The sequence below is a fragment of the Nonomuraea sp. H19 genome (genome assembly GCF_052068215.1).
In the GTDB taxonomy this organism is placed as follows: domain Bacteria; phylum Actinomycetota; class Actinomycetes; order Streptosporangiales; family Streptosporangiaceae; genus Nonomuraea.
On record NZ_JBQHCV010000074.1, the window covers coordinates 1 to 10542 of the forward strand.

Sequence of the window (10542 nt, forward strand, 5' to 3'; positions counted from 1 at the left end):
GCTGCTCGAAGGCGCCGAGATCCGGAGCCTGCCCGGTGTAGGGCAGGCCGACGTCGGTGCCTTTGTCGATCAGCGTGCTGTTCGCGGCAAGGCGCAGGTGGGGCAGCGTGGGCAAGCTACCGTCTGCCTGGCGAGGCGCGTCCCAGCCGGAGGTCGATACGCTCTGGAACTGGGAGTCCGACAGGGTGACGCCCAGGTCCCAGGAGTTGTACGCGGAGCTGGTACCGGTCATGTTCGACGTCAGCGTGCCTGTGTAGGCGATGTTGTTGCGCAGGTTGCCCCGGCCGACGGCGGCGCCGCTTGCGTCGATTCCCAGCATGTTGAAGTCGGGGCGGTTTCCGTAGCTGGTGTTGTTGAAGTAATCGTTGGCCACCGGGTGGTGGTTGGAATAGAAGCCGGCCGCCTTGTTGAGGAAGGCCACCGAGAAGCGGACGGTGTGCTTCACCGCGCCGGCGTCGTACTCGGCGCCGAAGCCGCCTACCTTGAAGCCGGCGCCGTTGCCGGAAGGCGTCGTCGTCCCCGGCAGGTAGCCGTTGCGCCAGGACCACGAGTTTTCGATGGTCACGGGCGAGTAGGTGGAGATGAGGTCGTAACCGTCATCGGCGTTCCACCACGCGCGGCAGCCCCGGAACACGTTCGCGGGACGGCCGGCCGGCGTGTAGTGGGCACCGAAACCGTCGGCGTTTTCGCCGGGCCCGTCCGAGCTGTTCGGGTCGTAGTTGTCATGCGAATCGGAGTTGAGAACCAAGTTGCCGCCCCCGCCATTGATGAACAGGCCGGTTCCCATGTGGTGATGCGTGTTGATCAACTCGAAGATGTTGTTGCTGCCCGAAACCCAGATCCCCCAGGACTCGGCGTTCAGCTTGTTGTTCTGCGGCACGCCCCTGACTTCCAGCCCTTTGAGGTGGATATAGCTGCCTGTGACGCTGAATCCCTTGATCCGGCAGTTGTCCATCATGCGGGAGAAGTCGAATACCGGCTTCTCCCCGGGATAGGCCCAGTAGCGGAGCGGGTTGCCGGAGCTGCCGCTCTTGTTCAGGGTGATCGCGTCGACTCTGGCCGTCTGACTCGTGCAGTTGCCGTTTGCGCGGGTGTAGGTGTAGGTGCCGCCCCGGAAGTAGACCGTGTCTCCCGGCTGGGCGGCAGCTTGCGCACGGGCGATCGTGGCCCATGGAGCGGCTTGCGTTCCCGAGGCGCTGTCGCTGCCGTTCGGTGCGACGTAGTAGACGGCTCCGGCTGCCGCGTTGCCGGCCGCCACGGACGTGGTGATGAACGCGGTCGAAGAACCCACCACGACTGTCGCGATCAAGGCGGCACGCGCCACCGTCATGCAGCGTTTCATCACTGAACTCCGTCAGACGTTGAGGAAGCCGTCCATGGCGGCGGTGGGACGTTTGCTGCCTTCGTCCCAGGCCGAGCTGTTGTAGTAGTTGAACGACGGGTAGCCCTCGGGCTCCCAGAAGAAGGTCCCCAGACCGCCGAAGCCCTTGATCCCTGTGATGAACGCCCGCAGTGAGTCGTGCACCTGAGTGGGCTTGCCCACCGGGCCGCCGTACTCCACCTGCATGACCGGCTTGCCGTAGCTGGTCTGGATGGTCCTCATGTTGTTCAGCACGGGGGCCACGTTGCCGCCCTGCGCGTACGAGGACAGGCCGGTGATGTCCCACTTCCCGCCGTTGCCGCGGTAGGCGTTGAGGAAGTTCTGAATACTGTCGAGCTTCTGCGGCTGGGCCAGGTGAATGAGCACCGGGGTGCTGGGGAAGACCTGCTTGACCGAGTCGTAGGCGGCATTCAGCAGACCGGTCATCTGGTTCGGCCGGCTGATGCTGCCGGTGGGCTTGCAGATGCCCGAGTTCGTCTCATTACCGATCTTGACCCAGTCCGGTGTGACGCCGGCGCTCCTGAGCTGGTTCATCGAGCTGGTGACATAGGTGCGCATCGCCGTGAGCATCTGGCTGTAGCTCATGCCGGCCCACGCCGCCGGCGGGTTCTGCACGCCGACCGAGTTCCAGGTGTCCCCGAAGTGGAACCCGATGAGCACCTGCAGGCCGGCGTCCGTACAACGCCGTGCCATCTGCACGGTCTCCGGCATGCTGCAGTGGCCGTTGCCCGGGTCGCTGGACGGGTTGACCCAGGTGCGCAGGCTGACGGCGGTGATGCCGTAGCCCTTGAGGATGGTCAACAGGTCCTGCCGCTGGCCGGACCGGTTGTTCCAGAAGTAGCCGCGTGCTTCCATCTGCGGCATCCAGCTGATGTCCGCGCCCTTGATGAAGGAGGCGGCCTCTGCCTGCCGTGCCCGGACGGCGCTGGTACCCAGCGCCAGCGCGCCAGCGCCGGCCGCCGCGCCGAGCAGGACGGTACGCCGCCGCACGCCGCCGGGGTTACCTGTTTCGTTGCCGGTCATGGCATGAGATCCCTTCGATGCGGAGATGTCTGCTGTGGTCTTCGACATGACAGTGGGCAACCGCCGAACCGCCGGCTTGCGAAGGACTCCTGGTTGCGCCGGCGGTCGATCGAACGACGAGACGATCCCGGGCTACGGGCACGACTCAGTTGAGATGGGCGTGCCCCAACGGGCTGAGCCAGGCCACAGCCATCGGCGGGCATAGGAGCTGGACGACATGAAACGATTCATCCCACAGCGCGGGCAGGAGTGCTTCTGCCCTCCCTGCCCCTCGCGATCGGGGCGATGGCGTACTTGGCGGCAGGCGTGCCAGCGGGCTCCAGGTAGTTGGTGCTGTCGGTGACCATGGCGATCGGCCGGCCCTCGCGGTAGACGCTGAAGCCGGCACTCACTCTGCCGCCCGTCCCGGCTCCGGTCACCTTGATACCCAGGAAAGGCCAGCTCAGAGATATGCCACCAGGTGTCGTCGTGGCGACCGAACACGGCCGAGGCGTTCTGCCCCGTGCGTGGTCCGGCCGTCGGCGGGCGTGGTCGGGAGCACGCGCACACACGAGGGCGGCCTCGATCGTGAGGGCTAATCGAGTGGGGCGCATGGGAGCTCCTAGGGGGGTCGGAGCAGTTAAATCGATATAACGGCGCAAGCGTAGGAGCCTGACATCAGCTCGTCAAGGCTTCCGTTTCTCTCAGCCCTCGAGATGCTCTCCGGCGTCTTCGACTCGGCGCCCCGTCCTTCGCCGCACAAGTGCTCTGTCGACGTGGACAGCTTCCGCGACAGGGACTCTCTGCTGCACCAAACATTGGCGCCGCCTTGCGCTTCGACCCGAGCCCGACATCGACGACTCTTCCCCCAAAGGGGCAAGAGATGGCGTGGCGAACGGAGCAGGCGCGGTGGTGGTCTTCAGCAGGCAGCCTGCATGGTGAGGCGGCTGCGAGCATGCGGTTTCCGAGCAAGCGGCTCGCCGCCGACGTGGCGGGATCGGGCTGTCGGGACGGTCGACGGCCGCCACGGCGGACTCCAGCGGCATGGCCGGCCGAACCGGTTACAACAGAGCACCGGTCGTCCCCGCCAAGACTCCTGACGTCATCCGGTTCGCTGTGCCACGCCCGCGCGGTCGGCCGGTTTCTCCATGCGCCCGATGGAGGGGGGCGCATGAAACTTTCACGTCCGCACTCCGGAGATCGCACTCTCTGGGAACGTACACAGAGAGGAAGATGGCCTTTTCGCCGACGATTGCAGTGGCCTGCTTGCTCATAGCGCCCTTACCTCGGATTTCAAACAGGCCCTTTCAGTACGCCATGCTCTGCATTACTGTGCACGTTCACAGAGCTTCATCCAGTCTGTGAGGAGGACATGTGGTCGCATCCCCCACCCCACTCGCGACTTCGCGCCCGATCCCCGCCATTGCCCGCCGCCGCAGAACATGCGGTGAAACGACATCCGCCTAACTGCGACCGTCGACACCAGCCCGCCCATGTGAACTATCCCCCCACCTGCGTCCCAGGACGCGGGTGCCACTGGGCCGGTCCACCGTGTCCGCAGCCGGCGACACCGCCAGCCGTGCGGGGTCGGCCGCGCCATCTACATGGGCAGGTGCTGCGGTGACCCCTGCTTCTCGATCCCTGTTCCGACCGCCGGAGGACCCATGAAAAGGATCTTGGTGGCGTTGGCGTCATGCGCCGCCGCGACTGTCCCCGCCGGGCAACCGGCCCACGCCGCCGCCGCTTCGCTCGGCATGCTCGGCGCCGACGTCTCCTCCCTGCGACGCGCGCTGGATCTGGGCGCGAACAGCAGCGGTAACGAGTGGGACAACATGGCCGTCTTCAACTGGAGCGGCCACCTCAATCCCCACGTCAGGTGGACGCCGTAAGCCCGAGGGCAACCGTGCCTGCCGAGCACCCCGCCCTCCCGGCAGGCCAGGGCCCGTGGCACCTGAGACACCAGCCCGCAAGAAGCCGATGGCCCGCCGTGCAGGCGGCGCCGTGCCACTGCAGACCTTCACGAGAAAGCGCGGAATCACCATGGGTTCCTCTCGGTCAGCCGGCCGCGTCCCCGACCTGCCGGGCTCTTCGAGGCTCGTCGTTCTCACCTTCCTCGCCCTCCTAGTGGGCCTGCTGGCCGTGCCGCTCGCGACGCCGGCCGGGGCGGTGACGGATCTGGCGCTGGGCAAGGCCGCGAGTGCCGACTCCAGCCAGTCCGGTCGCGGCCCGTCCCTGGCCAACGATGGCGACACCGCCACCCGCTGGTGCGCCGTCGACGGCAGGACCGGCCACTGGTGGCAGGTCGACCTCGGAAGCGCGGAGACGCTGAGTGGCACCGAGGTGCGCTGGGAGTTCGCCCGCACCTACAGGTACCACGTCTCGGTCTCCACCGACGGCTCGGCCTGGACGCGGGTGGCCGACCGGACGGCGAGCACGACCGCCGCCCAGGTGCAGAGCGACGCCTTCACCGCGACCGCGCGGTACGTGCGGATCACGGTGACCGGGCTCGCGGCGTCGACGTGGGCGAGTATCGCCGACTTCAAGGTCTTCGGCGCCGACACCGGCACCCCGCCGGGGCCGGCGCCGGATCCGGCACTGCGTTCCAGGTGCACCGGCACCTCGCCGATCACCTGCCACTTCGACGTCCAGCCGGGCAATTACGACGTGACCGTGGTCCTGGGCGACCCGGCCGGCCCGGGCGTGACCAGCGTGCAGGCGGAGGCCCGCCGTTCGGTGTTGCCTGCCGTATCGACGGCGGCGGGCTCGTATGCGCGCTATTCGTTCACGCTGAACGTGCGCCAGCCGGAGGGGCAGCCGACCGGCCAGGGTGGAACCGGGAGGCCCGGGCTTGACCTGGTCTTTTCCGGGCACTCGCCGGAGCTGAACGGGATCGGGCTGGCCCCGGCGAGTGGGCCGGTGCTGTATCTCGCGGGCGACTCGACCGTCTGCGACCAGCCGGTCGCGCCGTACACCGGGTGGGGGCAGCAGCTCCCGCAGTACTTCAAGCTGGGCCTGTCGGTGGCCAACTACGGCGACTCGGGCGAGAGCTCGGGCAGCTTCCTGTCCAACGCGGCGCTGTTCCCCGCGATGAAACCGCTGATCCGGAGCGGCGACATGGTGCTGATCCAGTTCGGGCACAACGACAAGTCGACGACGGCCTCGGCGTTCGCCTCGAACCTGACCAGCCTGGTGACCCAGGTGCGGTCGCAGGGCGGGACGCCGGTGCTGGTCACGCCTCCGGTGCGTCGGCTGTTCGCCGCCGACGGCACGCTGACTTCGACGGCGCTGCACGTCAACGGTGTGGGCGCCAATCTCCCGGCGACGATGCGGCAGGTGGCGGCCGCGCAGAACACGTCGCTCATCGACCTGACCGCTGCGAGCGAGGCGCTGGTGGAAGGGCTCGGCCCGAACGCCTCGGCCGCGCTCTACCTGACCGAGCTGAATGACAACACGCACTTCTCCGCGCACGGCGCGAACGAGATGGCCAGGCTCGTCCTGCGGCGCATGCGCGAGCTGAACCTGTCCCCGGTGCCGTACCTGCGATAACCACCCCCGACCTACCTGTTGGAGTTCCCTCATGTCCTTACGTAGACCACGCACCGCGCTGCTGTCCGCCGGCGTCGCGCTGACGATGGCCGCCGCAGGCCTCGTCATGGCCGCGGAAGCCTCCGCGGCGACCCGCTACGAGGCGGAAAGCGCGCCGGCCACGTGCGACGGCTTCATCGAGTCCAACCACGCCGGCTTCTCCGGCAGCGGATTCTGCAACGGCAACAACGCGGCCGGCGCGGCGGCGCAGTTCACCGTGACCGCGGCCGCGGCCGGCGATGCCACCATCGCGATCCGGTACGCCAACGGCGGGACCGCGGGCCGTCCCGCAGACGTGCTGGTCAACGGCGCGGTCGCACATGCCGCCAGCGCGTTCGACCCCACCGGCGCCTGGACGACGTGGGTGACCAAGACGCTGACCGTGTCGCTGAACGCGGGCGACAACATCATCCGGTTGAGCCCGACCGCCGCCGACGGCCTGGCCAACATCGACTACTTGGAGACGGACCAGGGCGGCGGCCCAACCCCGACCGGCCGCCAGATGGAGGATCTCAACCGCGGCCTGATCAGCGTGCGCTCGGGCAGCGGCAACCTGGTGTCCTGGCGGCTGCTGGGCACCGAGAGCATGAGCACCGGGTTCAACCTCTACCGGGGCTCGGCCAAGCTGAACTCCTCGCCTCTCACCGGCGCCACCAACTACCTGGACAACGGCGCGCCGGCGGACGCCTCCTATACCGTCCGAGCGGTCGTGAACGGGGCCGAACAGGCCGCGTCCGAGCCGTCCCTGCGCTTCACCGGCGGCAACTATCTGGACGTGCCGATCTCCCGGCCGGGAAGCAACTACACCGCCGGAGACGCCAGCGTCGGCGACGCGGACGGCGACGGGCAGTACGAGATCTTCCTCAAGTGGGACCCCAGCGATCAGAAGGACAACTCCCAGTCCGGGGTCACCAGCAACGTCTACATCGATGCGTACCGGCTCAACGGCCAGCGGCTGTGGCGCATCGACCTGGGCCGCAACATCCGGGCCGGCGCGCACTACACGCAGTTCCAGGTGTACGACTACGACGGCGACGGCCGGGCCGAGCTGGCGGTCAAGACCGGTGACGGCACCGTCTCCGGCACCGGACAGGTGATCGGCAACGGCAGCGCCCTGCACCGCAACTCCAACGGCTACATCATCACCGGTCCCGAATACCTGACCATGTTCAACGGGCTCACCGGCGCCGCCATGTCCACGGTGAACTTCGATCCGGCCCGCGGCAACATCAACGACTGGGGCGACAACTACGGCAACCGCGGCGACCGGTTCCTGGCCGGCACCGCCTACCTCGACGGCCAGCGCCCCAGCCTCATCATGGGCCGCGGCTACTACGCCAAGAGCGCGATCGCCGCCTGGGACTTCCGCGACGGCCAGCTCACCCGGCGCTGGAAGTTCGACTCCAGCAGCGCCGGCAGCCAGTGGACCGGCCGCGGCGCGCACTCGCTGTCCATCGCCGACGTCGACGGCAACGGCACCGACGAGATCATCTACGGCGGCATGACCATCAACGCCAACGGCACCGGCCGCTACACCACCAGCTTCTACGCCCACGGCGACGCCCTGCACGTCGGAGACTTCGTGCCCGGCCGTGCCGGCAAGGAGATCTGGATGATCCACGAGCAGAGCTCCGGCGCCTCCGCCACGCTGCGCGATGCCGACACCGGCTCGATCATCATGCAGAAGAACAACACCTGTAACTGCGAGGGCCCGGCTCGCGGCGTGGCCGCGGACATCCACCCCGGCAACGCCGGCGGCGAGTTCTGGGGGTCCGGCACCGGCCTGGGCAGCCTCTTCAACGCCTCCGGCGGCAGTGTCGGGCGCAACCCCGGCAGCTACAACTTCCTGGCCTGGTGGGACGGCGACCCGGTGCGCGAGCTGCTGGACGGCAACCACGTCGACAAGTACGGCACCAGCAGCGACACCCGCCTGCTCACCGCCTCCGGCGCGCACTCCATCAACGGCACCAAATCCACCCCGTCCCTGTCCGGCGACCTGTTCGGCGACTGGCGTGAAGAGATCATCCTGCCCCGTGACGACAACGCCGCACTGCGCATCTACGCCACCCCCACCCCGACCGACCGGCGCATCTACACCCTGATGCACGACGCCCAGTACCGCGTCGCCATCGCCTGGCAGAACACCGCCTACAACCAGCCGCCGCACCCGAGCTTCTTCCTCGGCAACGGCATGAGCACCCCGCCGCAGCCCAGCATCTACGTCCGCTGAACACATAGCTGACCGGCTCCCCGGCGCCCTCCGGCGCCAGGGACCGATACGACCGCCTTCGGTTCGTGGCCGTGCAGTCCCGGTAGCCAGCCGGGCGGAACCACGGAGACGCCCAATCGCGGATTCCTGACCGAGACCTTCGACGTCGGCAGGGCCACCGGCGCCCCGGTCATCGACCTCCACAAAGTGAGCTACACCCTCTACAACGGCCTGGGCTTCTAGCCGTTCAACGGCGACTACACCTGCGGTCCCGTCGGCGCATTCTTCGCCGACGACCACACCCACTGCGAGGCGGCCGATACCTCAGCTACTTCTCTTGGCCATTCGATTGGATCCGACCACTGCGACCGGACTGCCCAACGTCGACCACCTCGACGTCAGCGGGTGAGAGCGCCGGCGCCGCGATGAACGAAAGGCAGCACCATGATCGGTACCTTACGTAAAACACTGGAGCGGGGAGGGCTCGTCGCTGCGGCATGGCTGGTCATGTCAGTGGCGGCATCCGGTGTCCCCGCCGCGGCGGCTGAACCCCTGGCGGCTCGCGACAGCCACGTCTCCCACTACTCTGCCGCGGACTACACCGCCAGCTCGTGGGCGGCTTTCTCCTCGGCCAGGGACTCACTCACTCAACGAGGAGGCGACGAGGCCACCGCCCGCGAGAAACTCCAGAGGGCCGCTGATGGTCTGGTCATGGTTCGTGGCCTGAAGAGTTTGGTCGCGGACTACAAGACCCGCCCCGCTGGTAAGTACACGAGCGACTCCTGGGTGCCCTTCGCCAAGGCGTTGGCCAACGCAGACGGCGTCGCCGCCGACGCCTCGGCAACCGCGGCGGAAGTCGCCGCCGCGAAGACGGCGCTGACGACCGCCGCCGGCAACCTCTTGGCCGCCGACGAGGGGACGTTCCAGACCATCACGAACGATGTCTTCTGGAACGACACGAGCGGCAACCCCATCTATTCGCAAGGCGGCGGTGTCTTCAAGTTCGGCGACACCTACTACTGGTACGGCGTGCACTACACGGGCGCCGAACTCTATCGGGCCAATCCGACGAGAAAGTACGACGGCGACGTCACGTTCGTCTCGATCCCCGTGTACTCGTCGAAGGATCTGGTGAACTGGAAATTCGAGAACCGCGTCGCCACGCGCTCCACAAGCCTCGCCGGCGGAGCCACCCTTGGCCAGGCGGGCTGGGTAGGCCGGCTGGGCGTCTCCTACAACGAGAACACCGGCAAGTACGTGCTGGTCGTGCAGGCGTATCTCCCGTCGATGGGTGGTGACGGGGTTCTGTTCCTCCAGGGCGACTCGCCCACCGACACCTTCGACTACGCCTACTTCCAGACCCAGGTTGTCAACTCTCCCACGACGGGCACCGGAGATCAGACCGTCTTCACCGACGATGACGGGAAGGACTACCTGATCTTCTCCAACCGGGAAGGGCGCTCCCGTGCCTTTGTCTCCAAGCTGAGAGAGTCCGACTCGCTGCGGGTGGAGCCCGCCGTGCAGATCGGCTACAACTCCGCCGGGCGCGAGGGCAACGCCATGTTCAAGCTCGACGGCAAGTACTACCACGCGGCCTCGGACCTGCACGGCTGGAACACCTCGGTCACCCATGTCATCGAGTCGACCAGCAGCAACATTCAAGGCTCCTACACCGGTGAGTACACCCTCGCCGGCACCGAGATGGACTACAGCCACGTGACCCAGACCGGGTTCTTCGTGACCGTCAAGGGAACCAAGCAGAACACGGTCATCTACGCCGGCGACCGCTGGGCCGACTTCGCCTGGAACGGCATCGGCTACAACCAGTGGATGCCGGTGACCAAGACCGGCGCCCGGCCCCAGTTCCACTCCGTGAGCCAATGGCAGTTCAACGCCACGACCGGAGAGTGGCGTGTCGGTCCGGCCAACAACTACGCTCTCAACCCCAATTTCCAGGCCGACCGCATCATCGTCTCCCAGGTTCAGGGATGGACCAACTTCCGCGAGTCGGGGCCGACCTCCCTGGTGACCAACGTCGACGGCGGCGCGAACGGGTCGCGCTTCGCACTGCGGATCGGGGGCACGCAGTCCTACGCGGGTGGCGTGCGGCAACAGATCACTGTGTCGGCCGGCGTCTACAGGCTGTCCGCGTTCGCCAGGACCACCGGTTCACTCAGCGCCGCGCAGGTGACGATCACGGACGCTGGCGGTGCCTCGCGCACGCTCAACATCCCAGCATCCAGCGGCTGGACCCGACGCGAGCTCGCGGAGATCCCGGTGTCCGCCGGCACGGCCACCATCACGATCCGGGCGACTTCCGGCAACGGATACCTGTTCGTCGACGACCTCGCACTCGTCAGGACGT

General features: G+C 67.4%; 7 protein-coding genes. 4 read left to right on the forward strand and 3 right to left on the reverse strand.

Annotated features, from left to right (window positions below; translation table 11 throughout):
• From ACTMTI_RS55935 to ACTMTI_RS55945, 3 genes are all read right to left on the reverse strand, one after another.
• On the reverse strand, nucleotides 1-1342 hold a 1342-nt coding region (locus ACTMTI_RS55935; RefSeq protein ID WP_441129241.1), incomplete at its 3' end, for a right-handed parallel beta-helix repeat-containing protein.
• A 12-nt stretch (nucleotides 1343-1354) separates the two neighbouring features.
• Nucleotides 1355-2404, reverse strand: coding sequence for a glycosyl hydrolase 53 family protein (locus ACTMTI_RS55940; RefSeq protein ID WP_441129242.1), 1050 nt, complete (start codon nucleotides 2402-2404; stop codon nucleotides 1355-1357).
• Between the two features lie 227 nt (nucleotides 2405-2631).
• Nucleotides 2632-2997 carry a hypothetical protein gene (locus tag ACTMTI_RS55945; RefSeq protein WP_441129243.1) on the reverse strand — a complete coding sequence of 122 codons (366 nt, stop codon included), beginning with the start codon at nucleotides 2995-2997 and terminating at the stop codon, nucleotides 2632-2634.
• Nucleotides 2998-4047: 1050 nt separating this feature from the next.
• Between ACTMTI_RS55945 and ACTMTI_RS55950 the strand changes: the two genes are divergently transcribed.
• The 4 genes from ACTMTI_RS55950 to ACTMTI_RS55965 form a co-directional block, all read left to right on the forward strand.
• Nucleotides 4048-4272: a hypothetical protein gene (locus tag ACTMTI_RS55950; RefSeq protein WP_441129244.1), complete on the forward strand. Its 225-nt coding sequence runs from the start codon at nucleotides 4048-4050 to the stop codon at nucleotides 4270-4272.
• 151 nt (nucleotides 4273-4423) lie between these two features.
• Nucleotides 4424-5929, forward strand: a complete 1506-nt coding sequence (locus ACTMTI_RS55955; RefSeq protein ID WP_441129245.1) for a galactose-binding domain-containing protein — start codon at nucleotides 4424-4426, stop codon at nucleotides 5927-5929.
• 31 nt (nucleotides 5930-5960) lie between these two features.
• Entirely contained in the window at nucleotides 5961-8198 is a 2238-nt protein-coding gene (locus ACTMTI_RS55960; RefSeq protein WP_441129246.1) for a carbohydrate-binding protein, read from the forward strand.
• A gap of 423 nt (nucleotides 8199-8621) precedes the next feature.
• Nucleotides 8622-10542: family 43 glycosylhydrolase (locus tag ACTMTI_RS55965; RefSeq protein ID WP_441129247.1), on the forward strand; the 1921-nt coding region annotated here is incomplete at its 3' end.

Bases quoted from the DNA above. Each gene is read 5' to 3' on its own strand.
- ACTMTI_RS55940 (WP_441129242.1), bottom strand. From the start codon at position 2,404: ATGACCGGCAACGAAACAGGTAACCCCGGCGGCGTGCGGCGGCGTACC.
- ACTMTI_RS55945 (WP_441129243.1), bottom strand. From the start codon at position 2,997: ATGCGCCCCACTCGATTAGCCCTCACGATCGAGGCCGCCCTCGTGTGT.
- ACTMTI_RS55950 (WP_441129244.1), top strand. From the start codon at position 4,048: ATGAAAAGGATCTTGGTGGCGTTGGCGTCATGCGCCGCCGCGACTGTC.
- ACTMTI_RS55955 (WP_441129245.1), top strand. From the start codon at position 4,424: ATGGGTTCCTCTCGGTCAGCCGGCCGCGTCCCCGACCTGCCGGGCTCT.
- ACTMTI_RS55960 (WP_441129246.1), top strand. From the start codon at position 5,961: ATGTCCTTACGTAGACCACGCACCGCGCTGCTGTCCGCCGGCGTCGCG.